Origin of the sequence: Chelatococcus sp. GCM10030263 (assembly GCF_042666455.1) — a bacterium.
Taxonomy (GTDB): domain Bacteria; phylum Pseudomonadota; class Alphaproteobacteria; order Rhizobiales; family Beijerinckiaceae; genus Chelatococcus.
In genome coordinates this window covers 22,781-49,511 of the sequence record NZ_JBHTDB010000016.1, presented here as the reverse complement: position 1 = coordinate 49,511, position 26,731 = coordinate 22,781, and the positions used below count along the sequence as shown (strand labels likewise).

27 protein-coding genes and 2 pseudogenes are annotated in these 26,731 nt (G+C 66.6%); 20 read left to right on the top strand and 9 right to left on the bottom strand.

Features of this window, described 5'->3' with window-relative positions; genetic code table 11:
• From ACFQU1_RS22610 to ACFQU1_RS22575, 8 genes are all read left to right on the top strand, one after another.
• The gene (locus tag ACFQU1_RS22610) at window positions 1-435 is read left to right on the top strand and encodes a hypothetical protein (RefSeq protein WP_378136996.1); all 435 of its coding nucleotides are present in this window, start codon (window positions 1-3) and stop codon (window positions 433-435) included.
• Window positions 436-669: 234 nt separating this feature from the next.
• On the top strand, window positions 670-921 hold the full coding sequence (locus ACFQU1_RS22605) for a GlsB/YeaQ/YmgE family stress response membrane protein (RefSeq protein WP_378136994.1): 252 nt from the start codon (window positions 670-672) through the stop codon (window positions 919-921).
• 202 nt (window positions 922-1,123) lie between these two features.
• Window positions 1,124-1,489 (top strand): hypothetical protein, encoded by a 366-nt coding sequence (locus ACFQU1_RS22600; protein WP_378136992.1) that lies wholly within the window; start codon window positions 1,124-1,126, stop codon window positions 1,487-1,489.
• Window positions 1,490-1,542: 53 nt separating this feature from the next.
• A complete protein-coding gene (locus ACFQU1_RS22595) occupies window positions 1,543-2,112 on the top strand; it encodes a DUF1003 domain-containing protein (RefSeq protein ID WP_378136990.1) in 570 nt (189 codons plus the stop codon).
• Window positions 2,113-2,257: 145 nt separating this feature from the next.
• Window positions 2,258-2,734: an SRPBCC family protein gene (locus tag ACFQU1_RS22590; protein WP_378136988.1), complete on the top strand. Its 477-nt coding sequence runs from the start codon at window positions 2,258-2,260 to the stop codon at window positions 2,732-2,734.
• A 274-nt stretch (window positions 2,735-3,008) separates the two neighbouring features.
• Window positions 3,009-4,811, top strand: coding sequence for a PAS domain S-box protein (locus ACFQU1_RS22585; RefSeq protein ID WP_378136986.1), 1,803 nt, complete (start codon window positions 3,009-3,011; stop codon window positions 4,809-4,811).
• Complete coding sequence (locus ACFQU1_RS22580; RefSeq protein ID WP_378136984.1) at window positions 4,801-5,187, top strand: response regulator; 387 nt, start codon at window positions 4,801-4,803, stop codon at window positions 5,185-5,187. Before ACFQU1_RS22585 ends, ACFQU1_RS22580 begins: the two co-directional genes overlap by 11 nt.
• 12 nt (window positions 5,188-5,199) lie before the next feature.
• Window positions 5,200-5,988 (top strand): exodeoxyribonuclease III, encoded by a 789-nt coding sequence (locus ACFQU1_RS22575; protein WP_378136982.1) that lies wholly within the window; start codon window positions 5,200-5,202, stop codon window positions 5,986-5,988.
• Between the two features lie 46 nt (window positions 5,989-6,034).
• Here the strand turns inward: ACFQU1_RS22575 and ACFQU1_RS22570 are convergent, their stop codons facing one another.
• Both ACFQU1_RS22570 and ACFQU1_RS22565 read right to left on the bottom strand, forming a co-directional pair.
• The gene (locus ACFQU1_RS22570; RefSeq protein WP_378136980.1) at window positions 6,035-6,328 is read right to left on the bottom strand and encodes an SPW repeat protein; all 294 of its coding nucleotides are present in this window, start codon (window positions 6,326-6,328) and stop codon (window positions 6,035-6,037) included.
• Window positions 6,329-6,501: 173 nt separating this feature from the next.
• A pseudogene (locus ACFQU1_RS22565) lies at window positions 6,502-6,696 on the bottom strand (Hsp20/alpha crystallin family protein); the annotation flags it as partial.
• Window positions 6,697-6,869: 173 nt separating this feature from the next.
• On the opposite strand from ACFQU1_RS22565, the gene ACFQU1_RS22560 reads away from it, so the two are divergent.
• Window positions 6,870-7,088 (top strand): hypothetical protein, encoded by a 219-nt coding sequence (locus tag ACFQU1_RS22560; protein WP_378136978.1) that lies wholly within the window; start codon window positions 6,870-6,872, stop codon window positions 7,086-7,088.
• A 19-nt stretch (window positions 7,089-7,107) separates the two neighbouring features.
• Here the strand turns inward: ACFQU1_RS22560 and ACFQU1_RS22555 are convergent, their stop codons facing one another.
• The 5 genes and pseudogenes from ACFQU1_RS22555 to groES form a co-directional block, all read right to left on the bottom strand.
• Complete coding sequence (locus ACFQU1_RS22555; protein ID WP_378136976.1) at window positions 7,108-7,452, bottom strand: hypothetical protein; 345 nt, start codon at window positions 7,450-7,452, stop codon at window positions 7,108-7,110.
• 89 nt (window positions 7,453-7,541) lie between these two features.
• Window positions 7,542-9,407, bottom strand: a complete 1,866-nt coding sequence (ftsH, locus tag ACFQU1_RS22550; RefSeq protein ID WP_378136974.1) for an ATP-dependent zinc metalloprotease FtsH — start codon at window positions 9,405-9,407, stop codon at window positions 7,542-7,544.
• Between the two features lie 141 nt (window positions 9,408-9,548).
• Window positions 9,549-10,648 (bottom strand): annotated as a pseudogene (locus ACFQU1_RS22545) (glycosyltransferase family 4 protein).
• 149 nt (window positions 10,649-10,797) lie between these two features.
• Complete coding sequence (gene groL, locus ACFQU1_RS22540) at window positions 10,798-12,426, bottom strand: chaperonin GroEL (RefSeq protein WP_378136972.1); 1,629 nt, start codon at window positions 12,424-12,426, stop codon at window positions 10,798-10,800.
• A gap of 51 nt (window positions 12,427-12,477) precedes the next feature.
• Window positions 12,478-12,792 carry a co-chaperone GroES gene (groES, locus tag ACFQU1_RS22535; RefSeq protein WP_378136970.1) on the bottom strand — a complete coding sequence of 105 codons (315 nt, stop codon included), beginning with the start codon at window positions 12,790-12,792 and terminating at the stop codon, window positions 12,478-12,480.
• A 278-nt stretch (window positions 12,793-13,070) separates the two neighbouring features.
• Between groES and ACFQU1_RS22530 the strand changes: the two genes are divergently transcribed.
• A complete protein-coding gene (locus tag ACFQU1_RS22530) occupies window positions 13,071-13,424 on the top strand; it encodes a DUF1428 domain-containing protein (RefSeq protein ID WP_378136968.1) in 354 nt (117 codons plus the stop codon).
• A gap of 276 nt (window positions 13,425-13,700) precedes the next feature.
• Here ACFQU1_RS22530 and ACFQU1_RS22525 read toward each other — a convergent pair whose 3' ends face one another.
• Window positions 13,701-14,120 carry a VOC family protein gene (locus ACFQU1_RS22525; RefSeq protein ID WP_378136966.1) on the bottom strand — a complete coding sequence of 140 codons (420 nt, stop codon included), beginning with the start codon at window positions 14,118-14,120 and terminating at the stop codon, window positions 13,701-13,703.
• Between the two features lie 236 nt (window positions 14,121-14,356).
• Between ACFQU1_RS22525 and ACFQU1_RS22520 the strand changes: the two genes are divergently transcribed.
• From ACFQU1_RS22520 to ACFQU1_RS22475, 10 genes are all read left to right on the top strand, one after another.
• Complete coding sequence (locus tag ACFQU1_RS22520; RefSeq protein ID WP_378136964.1) at window positions 14,357-15,334, top strand: LacI family DNA-binding transcriptional regulator; 978 nt, start codon at window positions 14,357-14,359, stop codon at window positions 15,332-15,334.
• A gap of 71 nt (window positions 15,335-15,405) precedes the next feature.
• Window positions 15,406-16,080, top strand: coding sequence for a DUF1028 domain-containing protein (locus ACFQU1_RS22515; protein WP_378136961.1), 675 nt, complete (start codon window positions 15,406-15,408; stop codon window positions 16,078-16,080).
• A 138-nt stretch (window positions 16,081-16,218) separates the two neighbouring features.
• Window positions 16,219-17,331 carry an ABC transporter ATP-binding protein gene (locus ACFQU1_RS22510; protein WP_378136959.1) on the top strand — a complete coding sequence of 371 codons (1,113 nt, stop codon included), beginning with the start codon at window positions 16,219-16,221 and terminating at the stop codon, window positions 17,329-17,331.
• Entirely contained in the window at window positions 17,328-19,412 is a 2,085-nt protein-coding gene (locus ACFQU1_RS22505) for a hydantoinase/oxoprolinase family protein (protein WP_378136957.1), read from the top strand. Before ACFQU1_RS22510 ends, ACFQU1_RS22505 begins: the two co-directional genes overlap by 4 nt.
• Window positions 19,409-21,412: a hydantoinase B/oxoprolinase family protein gene (locus ACFQU1_RS22500; protein ID WP_378136955.1), complete on the top strand. Its 2,004-nt coding sequence runs from the start codon at window positions 19,409-19,411 to the stop codon at window positions 21,410-21,412. Before ACFQU1_RS22505 ends, ACFQU1_RS22500 begins: the two co-directional genes overlap by 4 nt.
• Window positions 21,413-21,462: 50 nt before the next feature.
• Window positions 21,463-22,509, top strand: a complete 1,047-nt coding sequence (locus ACFQU1_RS22495; RefSeq protein ID WP_378136953.1) for a PotD/PotF family extracellular solute-binding protein — start codon at window positions 21,463-21,465, stop codon at window positions 22,507-22,509.
• 179 nt (window positions 22,510-22,688) lie between these two features.
• Window positions 22,689-23,543, top strand: coding sequence for an ABC transporter permease (locus ACFQU1_RS22490; RefSeq protein WP_378136951.1), 855 nt, complete (start codon window positions 22,689-22,691; stop codon window positions 23,541-23,543).
• The gene (locus ACFQU1_RS22485) at window positions 23,544-24,350 is read left to right on the top strand and encodes an ABC transporter permease (protein WP_378136949.1); all 807 of its coding nucleotides are present in this window, start codon (window positions 23,544-23,546) and stop codon (window positions 24,348-24,350) included.
• Window positions 24,347-25,123, top strand: coding sequence for a VOC family protein (locus ACFQU1_RS22480; RefSeq protein ID WP_378136947.1), 777 nt, complete (start codon window positions 24,347-24,349; stop codon window positions 25,121-25,123). The genes ACFQU1_RS22485 and ACFQU1_RS22480 overlap by 4 nt, the downstream gene beginning before the upstream one ends.
• Entirely contained in the window at window positions 25,120-26,412 is a 1,293-nt protein-coding gene (locus tag ACFQU1_RS22475; protein WP_378136945.1) for an NAD(P)/FAD-dependent oxidoreductase, read from the top strand. Before ACFQU1_RS22480 ends, ACFQU1_RS22475 begins: the two co-directional genes overlap by 4 nt.
• On the opposite strand, the gene ACFQU1_RS22470 is transcribed toward ACFQU1_RS22475, so the two are convergent.
• Window positions 26,413-26,652, bottom strand: coding sequence for a DUF3072 domain-containing protein (locus ACFQU1_RS22470; protein WP_378136943.1), 240 nt, complete (start codon window positions 26,650-26,652; stop codon window positions 26,413-26,415).
• Window positions 26,653-26,731: the final 79 nt, after the last annotated feature.

Sequence of the window (26,731 nt, the reverse complement as noted above, 5' to 3'; positions counted from 1 at the left end):
ATGGGCAGTTATGTCTTACGCCCGCTGGTCCTGGCCGCCGGGCTGGCGCTTGCGACGTCGGCTTATGCGCAGTCCGGCACCATCGGCTCGGGTGGCAGCTCCGCCGCGGGCGGCACTTCGGCGACGACACTCGGCACCGGCGGTAGCTCGGTCGGCGCGGACGGCTCGGTCGGCTCCTCCATCGGCTCGGGCGGCAGCGCGGCCGCGGTCGACGGCAAGGCGCAGAGCAGAACCAAGCTCCACGCCAATCCGAACAATCTCATGGGACAATCAAAGGCCCAGGCGCACGACGGCGGCACCTTCTCGAAGTCGCAGACGAAGACGCAGGTGAAGCCCGGCGACGAGTTGCGCACGCGCACCAAGACGATGGCTCACGAGCCCAGGTCAAAGCCCGTGAAGAGCACGACGCGCAACAGCGTCGAGCTCGGTCAGTGAGGTTGGGGGGAGGACGGCGGCGCGGGCGCAATGTCTGCGCCGCCACTCTGCACCGGCACACCCGACCGCGCCATAGCCACTGGCTGCCGATACCCGTCCGACACACTCACGCCAATGTAGCTACCGGGCTTTAAATACCTGATGATGAGCCGAAATTCACAAGAAACCGGCCTTGTCGGCGGCTGGCCGGCACCCTAACCTACCTTGTTACCGCCCCGGACACAGGAGGTCCTCATGGAAGACGCTGGCGTGGGTTGGATCGCGGCCATTATCATCGGCGGCATAGCCGGGTGGCTCGCCGAGCAGTTCATGAAGAGCAACATGGGGATGATCGCCAATATCATCCTCGGCATCGTCGGCGCCGTCCTTGCCAATGCCATTCTCGGCATTTTCGGCATCTCTCTCGGCGGCTGGATTGGTTACCTGATCGCCGGCTTCATCGGAGCCTGCATCCTCATCGCCATCGTCCGCGCGATTCGCAGATAGCCTTCGCGCCTCGGTGACGATCGCCACGGCCGTGCGGGCACCTCGGCGGTGCCCGCCGGCTTTTCGGTATGCCGATTTGATCTCCCGGTCAGCTTCGCCGTGATTGCCCCGCCGCCCGCTGCGCGACCTTGCCGCGGGGCCAGAATTCGGGGAACGGCCCTGCTCCTCACCCGTTCTCCTCTGAGCAACAGAGGAGTGAGTCATGGCACGATTGGACCGCGACCCGCCGGAGCCCGATAGCGTCTACGCCAATACCGCCCAGGTGAGCAAGAACGACCGTCCGATCCTGCCTTCCGCGACAGGACGCGAACGTTCGGCCCAGGAAGAGCCGGCCAAGGAGGGTGAAGAGACCGTCTTCGACCAGGAGGTCCGCGAAAAGGGCGAAGGCGACCGTCCGGTCGGCGACAAGACCAATTTCCACCTCTCCGGAACCGGCGCCATCGAAACCGACGACGGTTTGGACGAAACCTCGGAAATGGCCCGCCACGCGGCCGAGGACATCCCGGACGAAGGCATTACCGACGAGCCGGAGGACCGACCTGTTTTCGACAGGGGATCGGATGTCTAGCGGGTCGGCATAGCGGCTGCGCCTTCATTCCAGCCGCTATGGAGTGACAATCTATGGTCGCCCCATCGCCTACCGAACAGACGGGCGTCGGGCAAAACCCGACGCGGCCGCCGCAACACCCCAACGGCCTGAGCTCGGTGCTGGAGCGGAACATCCAGTCACTGACCGAGCGTCGCAAGCGCGAGGACGCAGCGGCCAAGCTGCAGGAGGTCATCGCCGACCGGATCACGCGCTTCACCGGCAGCATGATCTTCGTCTATCTGCACCTCGTCTTTTTCGGCTTCTGGATCGTCGCCAATCTCGGCTGGATTCCAGGCGTTCCGCGGTGGGACGAGTCCTTCGTGGTCCTGGCGATGTGGGCCTCCGTCGAAGCGATCTTCCTGTCGACCTTCGTGCTGATCAGCCAGAACCGCATGGCCGCGGCCGCCGACAAACGTGCCGACCTCGACCTGCAGATCAGCCTTCTCGCGGAACACGAAGTGACGAGACTTGCAGCGCTGGTTGCCGCCATCGCCGAGCGGTTGGATGTGGAAACCGACGTCGATGGTGAGATGGAGGAGATCCAGCAGGACGTCGCGCCCGAGGCCGTGCTCGACGAGATCGAGGCGCAGCCGAAGCCTTGAGCGAAGTGAAGGAGACCGAGCGCCAAAATTCGCCGGCCTTGTCGGAGAAGGAGGTCATGGCACGTCCTCGGGAGGTTGGTGAACCAGACGTTGGCCTTTAGCCTTCCTCGCCCGCTGGACCCCGGGCCCGACAAGGAGACGACTGATGACCGCCGAAACCCCGTCCGCCTCGGACCGCGAGCTCGTATTGACCCGCCTCATCAATGCGCCGCGCGAAAAGCTGTTCAGGGCCTGGACTGACCCCGCGCTCGTGAGACAGTGGTTTGCTCCCCTGCCCTGGACGACGCCCCACGTGGAGCTGGATGTCCGCGCCGGCGGCTCGAATCTCATCGTCATGCGCGACCCGGAAGGCAATGATTTCCCGAACAGAGGCGTCTATCTCGACGTCGTGGAGAATGCCCGGCTTGTCATGACCGACGCCTATGAGACCGCCTGGCAACCGTCCGAAAAGCCCTTCATGACCGCGATCGTCACCTTCGCGGACGAGGCCGGCGGTACCCGCTATACCGCCCGCGCACTCCACTGGACCGTTGCCGATCGCGAAGCACACGAGAAGATGGGCTTTCACGAAGGCTGGGGCCGATGTGCCGATCAACTGGCGGCACTCGTCGCAAAGATCTGAGACGGGACGGCCGCTGGCATGACGCTCGCCCGCTCAACGAAGCCGCCGGCTCACCCCGGCGGCCCACCCCTGGCGACCTCCGCCTTTTCAGCGGGCGATCGCGCGGTGTTGGAGATTATTTTCATGTTTCAGCGATGATTATGAAGCGGCGTCGGGACCGCCAAAGGGTCTTGCGACAAAAAATGGCACCGGCTGTCGGCGGAACTCCAGCGGCTGTCGCACATTGTGTTTCGTAGGGGCCTGCACCGGACTGCCTTGGGGGAAAAGAAATAATATGAATGACATGACAGTTGCGGATAACGCTTCGCAGCCCTTTGCCGGTCCGCTCGGCTTTCGCGGCCTCGCATGGGATCGACTGGTCGACACGCTCCCCATCGGCATCTACATGTGCGATTCGCGCGGCCTGCTCGTGCAATACAACGAGCCCGCGGCCGCGCTTTGGGGCCATTCGCCCGAACTCGGCAGCACCGAACTCACCTTCTGCGGCGCCTACAGGGTTTTTGAGCTGGACGGCAGGCCGCTGGAACGCACGGAAACGCCTCTGGCGGAGGTGCTCCGCACCGGTCAACCGGTGCGCGGACGCGAGCTCGTTTTCGAGCGCCCGGATGGCAGCCGCATCTTCATCCAAGCCAATGCGGAACCGCTCTTCGATGAAAACGGCGCCATTCATGGAGCCGTCAACTGCCTTCAGGACATCACCGACCGCAGACAGGCCGAGAATGCCCGGGCACGCGATCAGGCGCTCCTGCGGACGGTGGTCGAGGCGACGCCGGAATGCATCAAGATCGTCGCCCGCGACGGCAGGCTCCTGCAGATGAATTCCGCCGGCAAGCGGATGATCGAGGCTGGTAGCGACACCAGTGTCGAAGGCGGCTTGATCTACGATCTCATCGCTCCCGAATCCCAGGAGCTCTGGCGAGCCAACCACACACGCGTCTGCGGCGGCGAAACGCTGACCTGGGAATTCGACGTCATCGGGCTCAACGGCACGCGCCGGCATATGGAAACGCATGCCGTGCCGCTGCGCCTGCCCGACGGCGATCTGGCGCAGCTCGCCATTACCCGGGACGTCACGCAGAGCAAGAACGACGACAGAACCATTCATGAGAGCGAGCACCGCCACCGCGCGCTTCTCGAGGCGCTGCCCGCCGCCGTCTACACGACGGACCTCGAGGGCAGGATCACCTTCTTCAACGAGGCGGCGGTGGAATTCGCGGGCCGGCGGCCGGAGCTCGGCGACAAATGGTGCGTGACCTGGCGGCTCTACAGCCCGGACGGCGCGCCTCTGCCGCATGAGGAATGCCCGATGGCGGTTGCGCTCCGGGAGCAGCGGCCGGTGAGGAATGAAGAGGCGATCGCGGAACGGCCCGACGGCTCGCGCATCTGGTTCGCGCCTTATCCGACGCCCTTGAGGGATTCGTCCGGCACTATGACCGGCGCCATCAACATGCTCGTCGACATCAGCCACCGCAAGGAGGCCGAACGCCAGCAGAAGCTCCTCATCGACGAGCTCAACCACCGCGTGAAGAACACGCTCGCCACCGTCCAGTCGCTGATGGTGCAGTCGGCGCGCCGGGCGGAGACCATCGATGATTATCGGCAGACGCTGGAAGCCCGCGTCCTCGCCATGAGCCGCGCCCACGACGAGCTCAGCCGCCGCAACTGGAGCGCCGCGGACTTGCGCGACCTCGCCGTATCCGGCCTGTCCCCTTACAGCACTTCGGGGAATATCGCGATTTCCGGCGCGCCGATCATCATCCCGCCGCGGATGGCCCTGCTCCTGTCCATGGTCTTTCATGAACTCGCGGCGAATGCGACGAAATACGGCGCGCTCACCCAGGCCGGAGGCAAGGTGGACTTCGGCTGGAGAACGGAACAGGGCGACGACGGCCGGGTGCTGAAGATCGACTGGACCGAGAGCGGCGGCCCGCCGGTCAAGCCGAATGCGCGGCGCGGTTTCGGCCTGCGGCTCGTCGAACAGGGCGTTTCAGCCGAGCTCAATGGCAAGGCACGTCTCGAACTCTTGCCGTCCGGCGCTCAGTGCCGCATCGAATTGCCCCTGGACGATGGCCGATGACGCCACACCAGCAGGGATAACGGGGCGTCGCGTTCTCCTGGTGGAGGACGAATTCCCCGTACTGCTGCTGATCGAGGAGATGCTGCTGTCACTCGGCTGCGAGATCACGGAAACCGCGTCCAATCTCCCGGATGCCGTGAAGCGCGCGCGCGAGTGCAGCGTGGATGTGGCAGTGCTCGACATCAATCTCGCCGGACAGAAGGTCTATCCGGCCGCGGCGCTCCTCCGGAAACGCGGCATTCCGATCGTTTTCTCCACCGGTTATGGGCTCACCGGCATAGAACCGGAATGGGCGCACTACCCGGTGGTGCAGAAGCCCTATGCGATGGAACAGCTGAGGCAGGGACTGGCGATGGCGATCGCGCGGGCAGCCTGAGCCGCGGCGCCGATGAAGATCGCGACTTTCAACATCAACAATGTCCGGCGCCGGCTGCCGAACCTGCTCGCCTGGCTCGCCGACGCGAAACCCGATGTCGTCTCCTTGCAGGAATTGAAGACGGCCGACCGCGATTTTCCGGAAGCGGCCATTCGCGAGGCGGGCTACGGTGCAGTGTGGCGCGGCCAGAAGACCTGGAACGGCGTCGCCATACTGGCGCGGGGCTGCGATCCCATCGTGACCAGGACTGAACTCCCCGGCGATCCGAGCGATGAGCAGAGCCGGTACATCGAGGCGGCCGTCAATGGCGTGCTCGTCGCCTCGCTCTATCTGCCGAACGGCAATCCGCAGCCCGGCCCGAAATTCGATTACAAGCTCGCCTGGTTCGAGCGTCTGATCGCGCATGCCGCCGCGCTTCTCGCGGCAAAGGTGCCGGTGGTCCTGGCCGGGGACTATAACGTCGTCCCGACGGACGCGGATATTTATCCCTCGAAGTCCTGGGGCAATGACGCGCTTCTGCAGCCGGAAAGCCGGGCGGCCTTCCGCCGCCTTCTCGACCAGGGCTGGACGGACGCGATCCGGGCGATCCACCCGCGCGAGGCGATCTACACCTTTTGGGACTACAAACGGGACCGCTGGCGACGGAATGCGGGGCTGCGCATCGATCATCTGCTCCTGAGCGAGGAAGCCGCCGAACGGCTCCTCGATGCCGGCGTCGATCGGGAGGTGCGCGGGTGCGAAAGCGCGAGCGACCATGCGCCGGCCTGGATCGTCTTGAGAAATGACCCGAAAGGCCAATAAAAAAAGCCCGGTAGCGGAGCAACCGGGCTTCTGGGCCATCGATATCTCAGGCCGTCGACACCGGGCGATTATGCGTTGTCCACAGCTCGACTGCGGCAAGGACAGCCACGATCAGGCTGATCACCACATGCGAGGCCATGGCGGCCGTTATGCCCGAGAAGCCCAGGATCCAGGGCGAGATGATCGCCCAGACGCCGAGCACGCCATTCGCCCATTCTTCCCATTCGGCGAAGGCGACGAGCGCGCCGATCGCGACAAGCGCCATCAAGGCGCCGACGATCCAGGCATTCCACGCGGCGGTCGCTTCACCCGTGAAGCCGAAGACCCAGGGTGTGAGCATCAAGCAGACGCCAGCAACGAGGTTGACGACGTCTAGTGCCTATGCTCCGCCTTGCGCATCACAGTGTTGGCCATGTCATCCTCCTTTCTCTGGTCACTGCGTTAAGACGGAACGGGAATGATCGCGACGGATCCGCGGGACCGTCGTCGCGGAGCGCGGCATCCGCCTGCGTCTCAGTGCTTGCCGTTGATCGCGATGCGCTTGGCCTTGGACCGCGCGTGCGCCGACTTCGGCAAGGTCACCGTGAGCACGCCGTTCTTGAAGGTGGCCGCTACCTTGTCCTCCTCGATCTCGACGCCGAGGGGGATGCGGCGCTCGAAGCGGCCGTAGAAGCGCTCTGAGAACTGGCGATCCTTGTCCACGGTCTTGCAACCGGCGCCATTGATCTAGTTGGGATTTTTCCGGTTTCAAGAGCCTTCAGGCGGCGATTTTTGGCACGTTCCCTGGCCCCCTGCGCCGCCCGGGTTGAAGTGTCGTCGCCATAGCCTATGTGACCTTCGGACCCGTTCGACCATCCCGAGAGACCGGAGAGGAGACGGTGATGCACCTGACGAAAACGGACGTTGTTGCAGTACTCGGACCTGTCGACGATGCGTTCATCGCCGATTTGGTCGCGACAGGGGCGACAACCGAAGAACTCACCCAGGCCTGGGCCTGGGTGAACAGCGACGAAGCTCTGATGGGAGAAGGGCGGCCACTTCCGAGCGGCAAGGTGGCGGAGCTGGTGGATCTTCTCGCTCCGCAGGAAGAAGAGCCCTAGGCCTCCGGCGAGATCCCACTCAGAGCGAGATCTCGGTGCAGACGGTGGGCTTCGCCCGGCGGCGGAACCGGGACGGCCGGACCTCGACGCCGTCGAGCTCACGAAGCGCCTGCATGACATCATCGAAGGTGACAGGGGCCGGCGCGCCCGGCGCCTGCCGCAGCGCTGGCATCGAATCCACTGCGCAGGCGTCGGACGCCCAAGAGGACAGGATCGCCCGTTTCTCGGCTAAGCTCAGTGTGTTGTCTTCGATTACTTGCCGTGGATGGGCATAGACCTGCGCAGGCCAGAGCAGACGCTCGACTTCCGGCGCAAAGGACTGTCCGTCTGATACCAGAACTGGTGGAGTGGTGTTTCCCGTCATCGCAAGCTCCGTCTTCCCAAACGTCGCGTTCCGCTGCGGTACCCCACATTGATCTGGTTACGCTCGCGGTTTCTGCAAGCCCCCTGCCCTCATCTGCGGGCGGCCTTGACGGTCGGTGCAGCGCCCGCCTCCGGCGGCCGGTTCATCTCAGCCGCAAATTGCTTCAGCTCGGCCTCGTCGAGCGTCTCCTTCTCCAGGAGGCGCCGTGCGGTCCGTTCGAGGAGATCGCGGTGGTCGGCGAGAAGCTTCACCGTGCGTTCGAAGGCCCGCTCGACAATGGCGCGCACCTCCTCGTCGACGGCGGCCGCGGTTGCGTCGGAATAGTCGCGCTCGCGCGGCATGCCGGCGAACTCGTTGGGCGTAAGATAGGATCTGCGGTCGCGATCGAGCGCGACATGGCCGAGCCTGTCCGTCATGCCGTAGCGGGTGACGATGGCGCGGGCGATATCGGTGACCTTTGCGAGGTCGTCGGCCGCGCCGGTCGAGAGGTGGTGGAACACGATCCACTCGGCAGAGCGACCGCCGAGCAGCACCGCCATCTTGCTCTCCAGCTCCTCGCGCGTCATGAGGAAGCGATCTTCGGTCGGCCGCTGGATGGTATAGCCGAGCGCGCCGATGCCGCGCGGAATGATCGAGACCTTGTGCACGGGGTCGACACCCGGCAGCGCCATGGCTGCTAGCGCGTGGCCCATTTCGTGATAGGCGACGATCTCCCGCTCCTTCGGATTGAGCAGACGATTGCGCTTCTCAAGGCCGGCGACGATGCGCTCCACCGCATTGTTGAAGTCCTCCATCGCCACCGCGTCGGCCCCGCGTCGGGTCGCGAGGAGCGTCGCCTCATTGACGAGATTGGCGAGGTCGGCGCCGGTGAAGCCGGGTGTCAGCGCCGCGATCTTCTCGGCATCGACATCAGGCGCGAGCGTCGCCTTTTTCAAATGCACCCCGAGGATCTGGATGCGGCCCTGCTTGTCCGGCCGGTCGACGAGCACCTGCCGATCGAAGCGCCCGGCACGCAGGAGCGCGGGATCGAGAATCTCGGGCCGGTTGGTGGCGGCGAGCAGCACGAGGCCGGTCGATGAATCAAAGCCGTCGAGCTCGACGAGCAATTGGTTCAGCGTCTGCTCCTTCTCGTCATGGCCGCCCATTCCCCCGATGCCGCGGGCGCGCCCGAGGGCATCGAGCTCGTCGATGAAGATGATGGCCGGCGCCTTGCCCCGCGCCTGTTCGAAGAGGTCGCGCACACGGGCCGCGCCGACGCCGACGAACATCTCAACGAATTCCGAGCCGGATATCGAGAAGAACGGCACCTTGGCCTCGCCCGCGACCGCCTTGGCGAGCAGCGTCTTGCCGGTGCCGGGCGGGCCGACGAGGAGCACGCCCTTCGGCATGCGCCCGCCGAGCCGGCTATGGCCCTTCGGATCCTTGAGGAAGGAGACGACCTCCTTCAGTTCCTCTTTCGCCTCGTCCACCCCGGCAACATCGTCGAAGGTCACGCGCGTGTCGGCCTCTACATAGATGCGCGCCTTGCTCTTGCCGATCTGCATGAGCCCGCCGCCGATGCCGCCGCCCATTCGCCGCAAGAGGAACATCCAGACGCCGAAGAACAGCGCCACGGGGATCACCCAGGAGAGGAGATCGCGCAGGAAGGTGCTCTCCACCTGGCCGGAGAAGCGCACGCCATACTGCTGCAGCTCGTTGGCGAAGTTCGGGTCGACGCGCGTCGTGACGAACTGGGTTTGGCCGCCGGGCACGGGCGGCGGCGCCTTGAAGGTGCCCTGGATGAAATTGTCGGAAACGGCGACCTCCGCGACCTTGCCCTCACGCAGATATCGCTCGAAGTCGCTGTATGGGATCGGCGCCACCTGCCGCGCGGTCACCAGGACATATTGCAGGAGGAGGACGCCAACGAAGGCCGCGATCCAGTACCAGACGTGGAAATGGGTCCGTTTGTCCATGGCCTCCTCCACAAGCCGTGCGCTCGTCCATCGCCGCGGCTGCCAACCGGCGCAATGCCCACCAAGCTGATGTGGAGTACCCCGCGCCGAAACCAAGGCCGGCCGCGAGCGGCGCCGGCCGGCTGCAGCCGGCGCCTATGGTCAGGCGACCACCTGCAGCCCGAAGTCCTCGCCGACGACGCGCCGCAGGCGCGCCGCCTTGGTGCGCGCGCCGGGCAGCCCGCGATAGATGGCGAGATAGTCGGCCGCCATGCGCTCCACCGTGAAGCGCTCCTCGAAGGTGGCGCGCACATCCGCGCGGTCGAGCTCGCTTGTGGCGCGGACGGCCGCGACCGCTTCGTCGATGCTGTCGACGATGAAACCCGAGATCCCATCGTCCACGACTTCGGGCACCGACCCGCAGCGGAAGGCGACGACCGGCGTGCCGCAGGCCATCGCCTCGATCATCACGAGGCCGAAGGGCTCCGGCCAATCGATCGGGGAAAGGAGAGCGCGCGCATTGCCGAGGAAGGCATCCTTCTCGCGCTCGTCGATTTCGCCGATGAACTCCACATGGGAATGCGCCTCGACCATAGGCGCGATCACACTGTCCCAATAGGCCTGGTCGGCCTTGTCGACCTTGGCGGCGATCTTGAGCGGCATGCCGGCCCGGGCGGCGATCTCGATGGCGCGGTCGGGCCGCTTCTCCGGCGAGATCCGGCCGAGGAAGGCGAGATAGTCGCCATCGGGCTTTGCCGTGAACGGCAGAAGATCAGCCGGCAGTCCGTGGTGGACCGTGCCCGCCCAATGGACCCGCGGCATGGGACGGCGCTGGTCGTCGGAGATCGACACCAGCGGATAATCGGGAAAGACGGAATAGAAGGGCATGAGATCCGGAAGGTCGAGCCGGCCGTGCAAGGTGGTGACGGTCCGGTCGGCGAAGCCGCGGATCAGGGGGAAATGCAACAGATCGATGTGGAAGTGCAGCACGTCGAAGTCATCGGCGCGCTGCATCACCTCATCGAGCATGATCATGTGATAGGGGATCGGATCCTTGACCGCCGGGTTGAGGCGAAGCGCGATATCGGAGCAGCGCACGAGCTTGGCGGCCGTCTTCGAATCGCCGCTGGCGAACAAGGTGACGTCGTGACCCTGCCGAACGAGTTCTTCCGTCAGATAAGAGACGATCCGTTCCGTTCCGTTCCGCCGTAGAACTTTGGCGGAACCCGTTCGGCAAGCGGGGCGATCTGGGCAATCTTCATCGGCTTGACCTCGTCGATGGGAGCAGAGATCGGCAACGGATTGCGCGCGGGGCCGCGGCGCCGCGCGGCGGGCCGCTCCGGAGAGCGGCAGATCGATAACGACCCGAACAAAGAGGCCCGGGCGAAATCTCCCGGGCCTCGGCTCGAACTCAGAAGTCCATGCCGGCGCCGGCCGGCGCCGCCGGGGCAGCTTCCTTCTTCGGCTTCTCGGCGACGAGGGCTTCGGTGGTGATCAGGAGGGCGGCGACCGAGGCCGCATCCTGCAAGGCGGTGCGCACAACCTTGGCCGGATCGATCACGCCGGCGCTGACGAGGTCCTCATAGGTGCCCGTCGCAGCGTTGTAGCCCCAGTTGGCGTCGTCCTTCTCCAGGAGCTTGCCGACGATGAGCGAGCCGTCCTCGCCCGCATTGATGGCGATCTGGCGCGCCGGCACCTGGATGGCGCGACGGACGATGTCGATGCCGGCCTTCTGGTCGTCATTGGCGGGCTCGATGCTGTCGAGCGCCTTTAGCGCGCGCAGCAGCGCCACCCCGCCGCCCGGCAGGATGCCTTCCTCGACGGCCGCGCGGGTCGCGTGCATGGCATCGTCCACGCGGTCCTTCTTCTCCTTCACCTCGACCTCGGTCGCACCGCCGACGCGGATCACCGCGACGCCGCCCGCGAGCTTCGCCAGCCGCTCCTGCAGCTTCTCGCGGTCATAATCGGAGGTCGTCTCCTCGATCTGGGCGCGGATCTGGGCGACGCGCGCGTCGATATCGGCCTTGGCGCCGGCACCATCGACGATGGTGGTGTTCTCCTTCTCGATCACCACCTTCTTGGCGCGGCCGAGCATGTCGAGCGTGACATTCTCGAGCTTGATGCCGAGATCTTCGGAGATCGCCGTGCCGCCGGTGAGGATGGCGATATCCTGGAGCATGGCCTTGCGCCGGTCACCGAAGCCGGGCGCCTTCACGGCCGCGACTTTCAGGCCGCCGCGCAGCTTGTTGACGACGAGCGTGGCGAGCGCCTCGCCTTCCACATCCTCGGCGATGATAAGGAGCGGACGGCCGGACTGCACGACGGCTTCGAGCAGCGGCAGCATGGCCTGCAGGCCGGAGAGCTTCTTCTCGTGGATCAGGATATAGGGATCATCCAGCTCCACCCGCATCTTCTCGGCATTGGTGACGAAATAAGGTGAGACATAGCCGCGGTCGAACTGCATGCCTTCGACCACTTCGAGCTCGGTCTCCAGGCCCTTGGCCTCCTCGACCGTGATCACGCCCTCATTGCCGACCTTCTCCATGGCCTCGGCCAGGAACCTGCCGATTTCGGTATCGCCATTGGCGGAGATCGTGCCGACCTGGGCGATCTCGTCGTTCCTGGTCACCTTGCGGGCGCGGCTCTTCAGGTCCGCAACGACCGCCTCGACGGCAAGATCGATGCCGCGCTTCAGGTCCATCGGATTCATGCCGGCCGCCACCGCCTTGGCGCCTTCCTTCACAATGGCCTGGGCGAGCACCGTCGCGGTCGTCGTGCCGTCACCGGCGAGATCGTTGGTCTTGGAGGCCACCTCGCGCACCATCTGGGCGACCACATTCTCGAACTTGTCGTCGAGCTCGATCTCCTTGGCGACCGTCACGCCATCCTTGGTGATGCGCGGCGCGCCGAAGGACTTCTCGATGACGACGTTACGACCCTTCGGGCCGAGCGTCACCTTCACCGCATTGGCCAGCGTGTCGACGCCGCGCAGCATCTTCTCGCGGGCGTCCGATGAAAATTTCACTTCCTTGGCAGCCATGATCGTCAACCTCCTTCCTTGGCTTCCAATGGTTCAGAACAAGGGTGGCGGTCAGGCCGCCTTCCTGGCGGTCGTGGTCCGCTCGATCACGCCGAGGATGTCCGTTTCCTTCATGATCAGCAGGTCTTCCCCGTCGATCTTAACTTCGGTGCCGGACCATTTGCCGAACAGGACGCGGTCACCGGGTTTCAGATCGATCGCCACGAGTTCACCCTTCTCGTTGCGAATGCCCGGACCAACGGCGACGACTTCGCCTTCCTGGGGCTTCTCCTTGGCCGTGTCGGGAATGATGATGCCGCCGGCCGTCTTCTCCTCGGCGTCAACACGGCGCACGACGACACGGTCGTGCAGAGGGCGGAAGTGCATGCCAATCCTCCACGTTGCGAACGATGATGCCATGAGCCCTGGAGAGCTTCAGCTGACCTGGGCGCCATCCAGCTAGGGAGCGAAATTCGGCCGTTCAAGAGGTCCATGCGAAAAAATTGGCACTCGAATGCCGAGAGTGCCAAGCGGCCGCGGAGCGGGTGCCGCGAAGCGTCAGTGGGGTCGACAAAATCCGCTGGAGGAAGAAAAATGCCGCCAGCCTGTCGGATCGGCGAAGCGGCGATCGTCCTTCGGCAGTTCCGATGAGAGGAGATGTCGAAATGGCCTATGTGGACGGTTTCATAGTCCCGGTTCCGAAGGACAAAATCGAGGCCTACAAGGCGCTCGCCCGCACGGCCGGGGAGGTCTGGAAGGAGCACGGCGCGCTCGCCTATGTGGAGTGCCTCGGCGACGACGTGCCCTATGGCGAGGTCACGTCCTTTCCGCGGTCCGTGCAGGCCACGGATGACGAGACCGTCGCCTTCTCCTGGATCGTCTACCCCTCCCGCGCCGAGCGGGATGCGATCCTTGCCAAGGTGATGGCCGACCCGCGGCTGAAGGGCGAGATGGACAACATGCCCTTCGACGGCAAGCGCATGATCTACGGCGGCTTTGAGGCCTTCCTGGAGATGTAGGCCGGCGACTTACCCTTGCGGTGGGGATCACCTATGCGGCTGTCGTCCCTTCCGCAGCATGCGGAGAGAGGGCCAGGGTAAGGGGGTGATCTTTCGATGGCAAAATTCCCCCTCACCCGACCGCTTCGCGGCCGACCTCTCCCCGCACGCGGGGAGAGGTAACCCGCGTCTGCCAATCCTACTCGACGGCTCTGTCTCTCGGGAGAGATGATCGAGAGCCCGGCAAAATCGCCGACCCGGCGTACCGAATTGCTCCGAGAGCGGAGCTCTCGCCCCTCAACGGTTCGGGGCGTTCATGGCCCAGAGCACGCCGAAGGGGTCGCGAAGCTGACCGTAGCGATCGCCCCAGAACATCACCTCGACCGGCATGACGACCTCGCAGCCGGCCTCTACCGCCCGCGTCCACCAGCTATCGATATCCTCGACCGGCAGCAGCAAGCTGAAGCCCTGCGCTTTCTCGTAAGGGTGGCCGTATTCGGGATAGGAGTCGCTGAGCATCACCGAACTGCCGTTGACATAGAGATGGACGTGCATTGTCCGGCCCTTGTCGTCCACCGGATGCGCGATGGCGAGCTCAGCTCCGAAAGCGCGCTGGTAGAACTCTGCCGCCTTCATGGCTCCGTCGACCTGAAGATAGGCGACGACCCCACCCTTCACGGGCATGGTGGCAGGCTGCGTCTCATTCGTGGCGGTCATATGCGATAGCTCCTTGTCGCTTGGCGTCTCGGGCATTACCGATGGCCCAAGGACGCAGCAGGCTCCCTGGTGCCGACACTACCGGCGCAGTTTTATCCTGCCCTCCCCCACGACGCGATTGGCGATCGCAGTGACGCAAAGACCCCGGGCTTGTATGAGAGATCGCATGGAATCCCGCAGAGCCCGCTTGTGAACCGATGAACGAACGGCACAGGGACAGGATGCCCTTCATCCGCATGCAGGACGTCGCGCGCGAGGCGGGCGTATCGCTGATGACGGTGTCCAACGCCTTTCAGCAGCCGGGAAAGGTGCGCTCCGATACGCGGGAAAAGGTCTTCGCGGCTGCCGCCAAGCTGGGCTATGTGCCCAATCTCATCGCCGGCAATCTTGCCTCCGGCAAGAGCCGGGTCATCGCAGCCATCGTCCCGTCCCTGCGCAACTCCAATTTCGCGCGCATGATCCAGGGCGTCGACGAATGCCTCTGCGCGCGCGGCTACGAGCTGGTGCTCGCCGTCGGCGACACACCCGACCGGGAACTCGATGCGACGAGAACCTTCGTCGGACGCCGGGCAGACGGCATCATTCTGACGGGCACGGAACACAGCCCCGAGATGCGCGACCTCCTGAAGGCGGCGCGCGTCCCGACCGTCGAGACCTGGAACCTGGATGGCCCGCTCATCGACATGGCCGTCGGCTTTTCGAACTACGATGCCTCTCGGGAGATCACCGAATTCATGATCGCCCGCGGACGCAAGGTGATCGGCTTCGTCGGCTATGAATCGCGCGACCGGCGCTTTCTCGAACGGCAGCGCGCGTTTCAGGAGACGATGCGCGGAGCCGGCCTGCGCGACGATCTCGTGATCTTCGCGCCGGAAGCCCTCGGCTTTGCCGGCGGACGGGTCGCGATCGAGCACCTGCTCGACAAGGAACCGGCCGTCGAGGCGCTCATCTGCGTCACCGACATTTTTGCCGTCGGCGCGCTCTTCGAATGCATGCGCCGCGGCTGGCCGGTGCCGGAGCGCTTCGCCGTCGCCGGCTTCGGCGATTACGAGATCTCGTCCGAGGTTCCGCCGGGGCTCACGACCATTCGCACGCATGGTTATGAGATCGGTCGCACGGCAGCAGAGATGCTGGTCGAAAAGGCCGAGCGCGGGCTTGCGGCGAGGCCAACCGAAAATGTCGGCTACCAATTGATCGTGCGTGGCAGTGTTTGAGCCCATGCCTGTTGACACCACGCTAGCTTTGCCGATTATAGCGCTAAAATAGCCCTCCACGGAGATCTCCCGTGACCTTTTCCCTTGCCGCGCTCGATCGCAACACCGGTATGTTCGGCATCGGCGTGGCGAGCTCCAGCATCGCGGTCGGCAACCGATGCCCCTGGGCGCGCGCCGGCGTCGGCACGGTGCTGACGCAGCATCGCACCGACATCCGCATGGGGCCGCTCGGCCTCGACCTGCTGTCGCGCGGCATCGCTGCCCAGGAGGTGGTCGACATGATGGTCGCCGGCAGCGAATATCCGGCCCAGCGGCAGTTCACCGTCCTCGATCGCGAGGGCCGCACGGCCTTCTACAACGGTCCGGGCATCGAATCGATCAACGCGGCCGCGACCGGCGATGCCTGCATCTCGGCCGGCAATTTTCTCGCGAATACCGAGGTGCCGCAGGCTATGGTCGAGGCTTACGAGAAGACCTCGGGCGCCTTCGTCGAACGGCTTCTCGCGGCCGTGGATGCGGGCGTTGCCGCCGGCGGTGAGACGCAGCCCGCCATGGCGGCCGCCCTCCTCGTCGTCGACCGCCATGCCTGGCCGCTCGTCGATCTGCGCGTCGATTTCGAGGAGAACCCGCATGTGGGCTTGCGCCGGCTATGGCGTGTCTACGAGCCGCTCACCGAGCGCTTCGTCACGCAGGTGCTCCGTCCGTTCGAGCTGAAGCCGCTCGTCAATTCGGCGCTGACCGTATGACGCCGGACCGGCTCCCCTGTCCCCATGAGCCACAATCGTGCCGCCGGGCTTGGAACGGCGCCGCGTTGCAGGCTATTCCCGCATCAGGTGACAATGCGGTGCCCCAAAGTGAGGGATACCGGCCGGTGGGATCTGGGCATGAGTGAGGAAGCGACGCGCGCGCCGGCGGACCTGCAGTTGCAGGATCTCGAAAAATATTTCGGCACGACAACCGCCGTGAGCCGGCTCAATCTCCATGTCGAACCCGGCACGCTCGTCTCCCTTCTCGGGCCCTCCGGCTGCGGCAAGACGACGACGCTGCGCATGATCGCCGGTTTCGAGCGCCCGGACAAAGGCCGCATTGTCGTCGCCGACGCGGACATCACCGCGCTGCCGCCGCACCGGCGCGCCCTCGGCATGGTCTTCCAGAACTACAGCCTCTTTCCCCACAAGACGGTCGGCGAGAACATCGCCTTCGGCCTGCGCATGGCGGGCCTGGCCAAGGCCGAGCGCGACGCCAAGGTCGTGCGCATGCTCGATCTCGTGCAGCTTGCCGGCTATGCCGACCGCTACCCGACCCAGCTCTCCGGCGGGCAGCAGCAGCGCGTGGCGCTCGCCCGCTCGCTGGTGCCGAACCCGCGCGTGCTTCTCCTCGACGAGCCGCTCGGCGCGCTCGACCGGAGCCTGCGCGAGACCATGCAGTTCGAGCTCCGGCGCATGCAGCAGCGCTTCGCCATCACGACGGTGCTCGTCACGCACGACCAGGAAGAGGCGCTCTCCATGAGCGACCGCATCGCGGTGATGAACCGCGGGCGCATCCTGCAGGTCGGCAGCGCCGCCGAGATCTATGACCGGCCGGCTACCCGCTTCGTCGCCGAGTTCCTCGGCACATCCAATATCTTCGAAGGACGCACGGTCGCCGACAGCGGTGCGGCTGCCGTCGAGATGGCCGGCACCGGTGGCCCCATCCGGCTGCGGCCGGCGCCGGACAGTGCTCAGCGTGACACGATGATCCTGTCGGTGCGCCCGGAGCGCGTCGTGCTCGGGCCGGCGGCCGAGAGCCTGCCGAACCGGCTTTCGGCCGTCGTGGTGTCGGCAGCCTTCCGCGGCACCTATGCGGCTTACCAGCTCGACGTGCCGGCGCTCGGCCGCGAGATCTATGCCTACCGGCAGGCGGATGGCCCGCTCGGGACGGTCGCCTTCAAGGCCGGCGACCAGCTCACGGCCGGGTGGCGCAGCGAAGACAGCGTGGTTGTGGAGGACGACGAGTGACAGGGATCTCCGACCCGGGACGCGTACGCGTCGGCATCGACGTCGGCGGCACCTTCACGGATTTCGTTCTCGCGGACGGCACAGGCCGGCTCGTCTACTACAAGGAACCGAGCACGCCGGACGATCCCGCGCGCGCCGTCATCGAGGGCCTCGCCAATCTCGTCGCCAAGGCCGGGCTCGCGCCGGCCGACGTCGATCTCGTGATGCACGGCACGACCATCGGCCTCAACGCCATCATCCAGCGCGCCGGCGCGCGCATCGGCCTCGTCGTCTCCTCCGGCTTCCGCGACATCCTGGAAATCGCGCGCAGCCGCATGCCCTCCTCCTTCGATTTCCACGCGACGAAGGAGGAGCCGCTCGTTCCGCGCGACCGCATCTTCGAGATCGAGGCGCGCTTCGATCCCAAGGGCGAGCCGACGCGCGTGCCGGAGGCCGCCGCGCTCGATGCGCTCGCCGCGCAGATCGCCGAAAGCGATATCGAGGCCGTCGCCCTCGTCCTCATCAACGGCTATGCCGCGCCGGAGGCCGAGGCTGCGCTCGCCACGGATCTCGAACGGCGCATCGCCCGCCACCGCAGCATCGGCGTTACCTCCGCCGCCCGCGTCTGGCCGGAGATCCGTGAATATGAGCGCACGCTCGTGGCCTGTCTCAACGCCTATATCCAGCCGCTGATGCGCCGCTACTACGGCCGGCTCGGCGAAGGCGTACGGGCTCGCGGCGCAACGGCACCCATCTTCGTCACCGCCTCGAACGGCGGCTCCATGAGCCTCGAATCCGCGTCCGAGCGGCCCGTGGAGACGATCCTTTCCGGGCCGGCAGCCGGCGTCATGGCGGCGACGCGCTTTGCGGCGGCAGCCGGCGTCGCGCGCATCATCACCTTCGACATGGGCGGCACGAGCAGCGACATCGCCGTTTCGACGGCGGGCGTGCCGGAATTCGCAACGCGCACCGAGATCGGCGGCCTGCCGCTCGTGCTGCCGGTCGTTGCCGTCAGCGCCATCGGCGCCGGCGGCGGCTCGATCATCTGGGTCGACGACCACGGCGTGCTCAAAGTCGGCCCGCGCTCGGCCGGTGCCGCGCCCGGCCCGGTTTCCTACCAGCGGGGCGGCACCGAGCCCGCGGTCACCGACTGCTATCTCGCGACCGGCCTCATCGATCCCACCCGCTTCCTCGGCGGCCGCATGGTGCTCGACCGCGCCGCGGCGGAGGCGGCGCTCGCCGCCATCGGCCAAGGCATCGGGCTCGGCGGACCGGATGCGGCCGCCCGCACGGCCTATGGCGCGCTCAGCGTCGCCACCGCCAATATGGCGACCGAGCTCTTCAAGACGCTTGCCCAGCGCGGGCTCGATCCCGCCGATTTCGTGCTGATGCCTTTCGGCGGCGCCGGCCCGACCCACGCCAATTTCCTCGCTGAGGAGGCGGGCCTGCCGCGTGTCGTCGTGCCGCCGTCGGCCGGCACCTTCTGCGCACTCGGCGCGGTCGGGGCGGATCTGCGCCGCGACTTCGTCCGCAGCCTGCGGCGTGCGCTCGACGCGGATGCCGCCACGGCCTTGGCTGACGTCCTGCGCCTCCTCGAACAGGAAGGCCGCGCCTGGCTCGCGGCCGAAGGCGACCTCGTCACCGGGGTCGGCGTGGCCCGCTCACTCGACATGCGCTACGCCGGCCAGGCCTACGAGCTGCGCGTCACGCTTGCCGATGACGCCGGCACGCCGCGTGACGCCGAGATCGCCGAGGCGTTCCACCGCGAGCACGAGCGCGTCTACGGCTTCCGCGACGCCGCGGCGCCGATCGAGATCACCACGGCCCGCCTCGCCGTCATCGGTCACATTCCGCCCGTCGCCCTGCCGGAACTCGCCCCCTCCCCGGTCCCACCCGCAGCCGCGGGTCGCCGCCCGATCTTTCTCGCCGGCAACTGGGTGGAGGCCGACGTCTTCGACCGGGAGACGCTCGCCGCCGGCCACATCTTCGCCGGGCCTGCGATCGTCGAGCAGGAAGACACCACCGTGGTCGTGCTGCCCGGCTGGACGGCGAGCATGGACACCGTCGGCAATCTCCACCTGACGCGGAGTGCACAGCCGTGACCGCCCCGACCATGCGCCTCGACCCCGTCACCCTGGAGATCCTCGGCAACAAGGTCGCCGCGGTCACCGAGGAGATGTGCTTCACCCTGCAACGCACAGGCCGCACGCTCTATGTGAAGGAGACGGCCGATTTCGCCTGCGCGCTCGCCGATCCGAACGGCGTCTTCTTCGCCTATCCTCGCTCGATCGGTGTGTCGGGCTTCGTCGCGCTCGACTGCCTGCCGACCATCAAGGCGGTCGGCCCGCTCGAGCCCGGCGACGTCATCCTGACGAATGACCCTTATGGCTCGGAAGGGCTCGCCACCCACCTGCCGGACCTGCACCTGATCGAGCCCTATTTCCACGAGGGCCGCATCATCGCCTACGGCTGGGCCTTCGTGCATTGCTCGGACGTGGGCGGGCGCGTGCCGAGCAGCATCTCGCCGACCAACCAGGAGATTTTTCAGGAGGGGCTGCAAGTCCCGCCGGTGAAGCTGGTGCGCGCCGGCCAGATGAACGCCGACGTGGAGCTCCTCTTCCGCGCCAATTCGCGCACACCAGACGCCAATATGGGCGATATCCGCGCCATGCTCGCGGCGCTCGCCACCGGCCGCAAGCGCGTGGCGCAGCTCCTCGCCCAGCACGGCGTCGACATCTTCCTGGAAGGCCAGAAGGACCTTCTCGACTATGCCGCCGAGAAGGCGCGCAAGGTTCTCAGGCGGGTGCCGGACGGCACCTATCGCTTCACCGACTTCCTCGACGACGACGCGACGAGCGGCCTGCCGGTCAGGCTCTCGCTCGCCGTGACCTTCTCCGACGGCACGGTGCATCTCGACTTCACCGGCACCGACCCGCAGGTCGCGGCCGCCATGAATGTGCCGAGCCATGGCAAGCCGCATGCCTGGCTGACGCTGCGCGTCCTCGCCCTCATCCAGACGCTCGACCGCACGGCGCCGCTCAACACGGGCCTGTTGCGCCATGTCTCGATCACCGCGCCGAAAGGCTCGCTCGTCAACCCCGAGCGGCCCGCGGCCGTCGGCGTGCGCCACGCGGCGGCCATCCGCGTCAATGACCTTCTGAACGGCGCCTTCGGGCTCGCCTTGCCGGACGTCATGCCAGCCGCCAGCAGCGGCCTCGTCGTGCCGCTCGTCGTCGCCGAGCCGAACAGCACCGGTGGCCAGAATGTGCAGGTGGTCGAGCCGATGATCGGCGGCACCGGCGCCCGTTTTGGCGCCGACGGCGTCGACGGCCGCGACAGCGGCATCTCCAATCTCGCCAATAATCCGGTCGAGACGGTCGAGGCGGAAATCGCCGTCGAGATCCAGCGCTATGCGCTGCGGCCCGATTCCGGCGGCCCGGGCCAGTGGCGCGGCGGCTGCGGCCTGGAAATCACCTTCCGCGTCCTGAAGGACGGCGCGATGGTGCTCGGGCGCGGCATGGAGCGCGCCAAGTTCCGGCCCTGGGGCATGCGCGGCGGCCAGCCCGGCCTGCGCACGGAAATGGTGATCAACGAGGGCACGCCCGACGAGCGCCGCTTCGGCAAGATCGACGTACTGCCGGTCAACCGCGGCGATGTCGTCACCCTTCGCACGGCCGGTGCCGGCGGCTTTGGCGACCCCTTTGCCCGTGAACCCGCGCGCGTGCTGCGCGATGTCACGCGCGGGCTCGTCTCGGTCGAGGCGGCCGCGCGCGACTACGGCGTCGTCATCCCCGACGGTCGCGTCGACGAGGATGCGACCCGGCAGCGCCGGCGGGACCATGTTGCCGAGGACACGCCGCACGCCTTCGGCGCGGAACGTGGGACCTGGCAGGCGCTCTTTGCGCCGGAGGTGCTCGACCGGTTGAACGCCGCGCTCTTCCGCCTGCCGGCGGCACAGCGCACCAAGCGCCGCACCGAGCTCTATCGATCCGTGCTCCAGGGGCTGCCGGCGAGCTTTCCCTTGGGCACGGAGGCCGGCGCGATCACCGCAGCCGATCGCGCGCGGCTCGATGCGGCGATCGTCGCGATCGAGCAGGAATGAGATAAACCAGAGCGGAACGAAGGGCCAAAGGCCATAAGAGGAGACGGAACATGAGCGGTTCGACCAGACGAAACGTCCTCAAGGCGGGCGGGGTGATCGGCGCCTCCCTCGCCGCGGGTGCGCCTTTCCGAGCTTTCGCGCAGGGCGGCGAAATCACCGTCACCGCGCTCGGCGGCATCTGGGAGGAGGCGGTGCGCAAGTGCTTCGTCGCGCCTTTCGAGGCCAAGACCGGCGCCAAGGCCAATGTGCTCCTCGGCTCGCCGCCGCAATGGCTGAGCCAGGTCGAGGCCAATCCGCAGAACCCGCCGATCGACGTGATCATCACGACGCCGGACCTCGCCATCAATGTGGCGAAGACGGACCTGATGGATACCTTCACCGTCGAGAAGCTGCCGAACCTCGCCGACATCCCGCAGCAATTCACGGATGCCATTCTCGGCAAGGGCACCGTCTTCGACTACGGCGTCGCCGGCATCACCTACAACAAGGACGCGGTGAAGAATCCGCCGAAGTCCTTCAAGGAATTCGTCGACCGCACGGCCGAGGGCGAATGGGTCGCTTCCCTCCCCGGCATCGCCTATGCGGTCACGCCCATCATGCTGATCTGGGCAATGGCGCGCGCGCTCGGCGGCGGCGTCGACAATGTCGACCCCTTCTTCGACGCCGTGAAGAAGATGCGCAAGAACCTCGTCTTCTGGAACGGCCCGAACGACTTCTTCAACCATCTCGCGAGCGGCGAGGCCGATATCGGCATCTATTTCGACGGCCGCACCTGGGCGCATTACGATTCCGGCGCCACCTGGATCGACTTCATCAACCCGTCCGAGGGCGGCTCCATCAATGCGCTCGCGGTGCAGAAGCCGAAGAATGCCAAGCCGCTCGCCTGGGACTACATCAATGTGATGCTGAGCCCGGAATCGCAGCTGCAGTTCGCGACCATGCTGAGCTACCCGGTCACCAACAAGAAGGTGCAGTATCCGCCGAACCTCGCCAACCGCTTCACCCCCTGGCAGCAGGCGCATTTCCCGCCCTACGAGAAGATCGCGCAGGTGCGCAGCCAGTGGGTCGACCGCTGGAACCGCGAAATCGGGGGGTGACGCGCTTGGGGTGAGGCCTGTTGGTCGCGGCAGCGATCATACCCACATCGTCATCCCCGGCCTTGTGCCGGGGATCCCGATCCGAAGGGCTGCTCCCTGGGAAATCGGGATGGCCGGGACAGGCCCGGCCATGACGGAGGAGGATAGGCGGCAAATCTCAAACGAGTTGATCCGACAGAATGACCAAGGCAGGCTACAGCGCGAGACTGAGGCTCCCGGTGCGGCAGATCATGCTGATCGCGCCGGCGGTGCTCTTTCTCGTCGCCTTCTTCGTCCTGCCGCTGATCGACAACGGCCTGCGTAGCTTCGTAGCGCCGGAAACCGGCGCCTTCTCGCTCGCCCGCTACGGCCAGTTGCTCACCGACGGCTTCTATATCCGCAGCATCGTCGAGACGATCATGCTGTCGGCCGTCGTCACGCTCGTCTGCCTCCTCGTCGGCTATCCCGTTGCGTTCTATCTCGTGCGCTATGGCGGGCGCTGGAGCGGGCTCATCATCTTCCTGCTGATTGCGCCGCTGTTGACCTCCATCATCATGCGCACCTACGGCTGGGAGGTGCTCTTTGCCCGGCGCGGCCTTGTCAATACCTGGCTCGTGCAGGATCTCGGGCTGCTCGAGCGGCCGCTGCGCATGCTCGACACGCCGGAGATCGCCGTCATCGGCCTGGTGCATGTGCTCGTGCCCTTCATGGTGCTGTCCATCGCCTCGGTGCTGCAGGGCATCGACCAGCGGCTGGAGGAATCCGCCGCGCTCCTCGGCGCGAGCCGCTTCCGCACCTTCCTCGAAGTGACGCTGCCGCTTTCGCTCGACGGCATCGGCACCGGCGCGATCCTCGTCTTCATGGTGGCGAACGGCAGCTTCGTGACTCTCGTGCTGCTCGGCGGCGGGCTGCAGACCCTGCCGCTGCTCATCTACCAGCAGTTCAACACCACGCGGGACTTCGCCATGGCGAGCGCCATGAGCACGGTGCTGCTCGCCATTGCGCTCGTCTGCCTCTTCCTGCAGCTGCGCCTGGTCCGCCGGAGGGGAGCCTAGATGTCTCGCGCTCGGTTCGATCTCCCCCGCTTCCTCCTTGCGGCTTTCGTTGTCCTGTTCTTCGTTTTCATGCTGCTGCCGATCGTCGTGGTGGTCGTCGTCTCCTTCACCTCGGCGGGCTATGTGGCCTTCCCCATTCCCGGCTGGTCGCTCCGCTGGTTCTGGCGGATCTGGGAGTACCAGCCCTATATCGACGCGCTCATCGTGAGCTTCGAGATTGCCTTCGGCGCGACCGTGCTCTCCTGCCTCATCGGCGTGCCGGCGAGCATGGCGCTGGCGCGCAGCCGCTCGGCCTGGGCGAGCGGCATCATGACTTTCCTGCTCTCGCCCTTGTCCATGCCGATGATCGTCATCGGCTTCGCCGCCTTGTTCTTCCTGTCGCGGATCGGCGTCGGCGTCTCCTTCACGGCGCTCCTTATCGCCCATACCACCGTTTGCCTGCCCTATGTCCTGCGCACGGTTGCGGCCAATTACGCCGGCCTGCCGCGCAGCTACGAGGAATCGGCGGCGCTCCTCGGCGCGGGGCCGCTGCGCGTCTTCTGGCATGTGGTGCTGCCGCTGATCCGCCCCGGCATCGTCGCCGGCTCGCTGTTCTCCTTCCTCGTCTCCTTCGACAACCTGCCGATCTCCTATTTCTTCGGCAGCCCGGACACGCTCACCCTGCCGGTCGTCATGCTGAGCTATATGGAAAACCAGTTCGATCCCTCCATCGCCGCGCTCAGCACCCTGCAACTCGTCCTCGCCGTGGTCGGCCTTCTCGTGGTCGATCGCATCTACGGCATCGACAAGATGACGGTGTCGGCATGAGCGCGACGGCCGCCGCTGAGCCCGTCCGGCTCGACCATGTCATCCTGCTGACGGAGAACCTCGATCGGGCAGCGGAGCTCTTCGCGCGCCTCGGCTTCACGGTCACGCCGCGCACCGAGCACAGCCCCGCCATGGGCACGGCGAATTGCTGCGTGATGCTGGCGGGTACCTATATCGAGATCCTGACCGTGTTGCGCCCCACCGAGCGTAGCGCCGGGTGGCGAGCGCTTCTCGCCCAAGGCGACGGGCTGCGCGGCATCGCGCTCAGGATCGACGATGCCGAGCAAACGGCGCGCGCCCTCGGGGCGGCTGGTTTTCCGATGGACCCGCCGATCGCCTTCGACCGGCTCGACGACCGCGGCCAGCGCCTCAGCTTCAAGGTCTGCCGCCTGCCCGCGGCCGAGACGCCGGGCTTCCGCCTCATCCTCTGCCAGCACGAGACGCCGGAACTCGTCTGGCGGCCGGAATGGCTCGACCACGCCAATGGCGCCCGTGACATCCGCGCGGCCTCGCTCGCCCTGCCCGACCCGGCGCTTGCCCGCGCCGTGCTCGGCCGCGTCGGCGCGGCCCTGCCTCGGGCGCCGGCCCGCGCCGAAGTCGCCTTCACGCCGGCGAGCGAGCCGAGCCGCCTGACCATCGCCGTCGCCGATCTCGATCGCGCAGCGCGCGCGTTAGACGCCGCAGGTTTCACTCCGTATCGCCACGGCCCGCGCCTCACGCTCGACCTCACGGCCACACTCGACCTCATGCTGACCTTGGATGCCGGGCCGTGAGCCGGCCCTGCGACGCGCCCTCCCCGCTCTGGGCGGCACTGTCGCGCGAAAGCTTTACGGCTGCGCCGCTCGACGGCGCGTGCGACATCGATGTCGCGGTCATCGGCGGCGGCATTGCCGGCTTGTCGACGGCGCTCCATCTCGCCCGGGCCGGCATCGCAACGGTCGTGGTGGAAGCCGGCGAGATCGGCGCCGGAGCCTCCGGCCGCAACAACGGCCAGGTCATCCCGACGCTCACCCGCCATGACCCGGATGCCATCCTCAAGGCGCTCGGTCCGGATTACGGGCCGCGCTTTCTCGACCTGGTGAAGGGCTCGGCCGACACCCTCTACGAGACGGTCGCCCGCTACGGCATCGACTGCGATGCCGTGCGCAACGGCTGGATCCAGCCGGCGCATACGCCGGGACGCGCCAGGCTGGCCGCCCACCGTGCTGCGCAATGGCAGGCGCAGGGCGTCGCCGCGGTGGCGCTGAGCGCCGATGACATCGCCGCCCGGCTCGGCACCACCGCCTATCACGGCGGCTGGTTTCATCCGGGCGGCGGCCATATCAATCCCCTCGCCTTCACCCGCGGGCTCGCCCGCGCGGCGGCGCAGGAGGGCGCGCGCATCCACGCCGATACGCCGGCGACGGCGCTCGCCCGTCGACCGGACGGCTGGCACATCACGACGCCGCGCGGCACCGTGCGGGCAGAAAAGGTGGTGCTCGCGACCGCCGCCTATTCCGGCGCGCTCTGGCCGGCAATGGCCCGCTCCATCGTGCCGGTGCTGTCCTATCAGGTGGCGACCGAACCGCTGGGGAGTGACGGGGCTTCCATCCTGTCGGGCAACGAGGCAGCCTCCGATACGCGCATGGACCTGCGCTATTTCCGCCGCGATCGCGAGGGCCGCATCGTCAGCGGCGGTGCGCTGGCGTTGCAGGTCCTGGGCCAGCAGCGGGTGACCCGCCTCGTGCTGGAGCGCCTGCGGGTGACCTTCCCGCAGGTTGGCCTGATGCAGGCGCAATATGTCTGGTCGGGCCGCATCGCCATGACGCCGGAGCGGCTGCCGCGCCTGCATCGGCGCGACGACGGCCTTCTCGCCTGGATCGGCTGCAACGGCCGCGGCCTGGCGCTCGCCATGGCCATGGGACAGGTCATGGCGGATGCGGTGCGTGGCGCGCCGGCCACCGACCTGCCGCTGCCCCTGACGGAGCCCAAGGGCATTCCGTTGTCGCCGCTCGTCAACCGCACCGCCCGGCTGATCCTGCCCTATTACCGGATGAAGGACCGGCGGGAGGTCAGCGCCTAGTCAGCGCCCGAGCTTCTCCCTCAAGGCGTCGATGCGCTTCGACGCTTCCGCCTTGGAGAGGTCCTCGGCGAAAGCCTCCGCTTCCTTCGCCTCCTCGGACAGGGTCTTCAGATAGGAGGCCTGCGCGCCGGTCATCGGCTCGTCGCCGGAGACCCAGTCTTCCGGATCTTTCTCCATATTCGACGGCGGCTCGGGATCGCGCTTCGGGTTGTGGGAGGGATGCTCGGTCGCTTTCGCCATGTACCAGTTCTCACCTTACCTGTTCGCGGTATGTTCCAAACAGGAACGCTGGACGTCCGGGCTGGTTCCGCCTTTCATC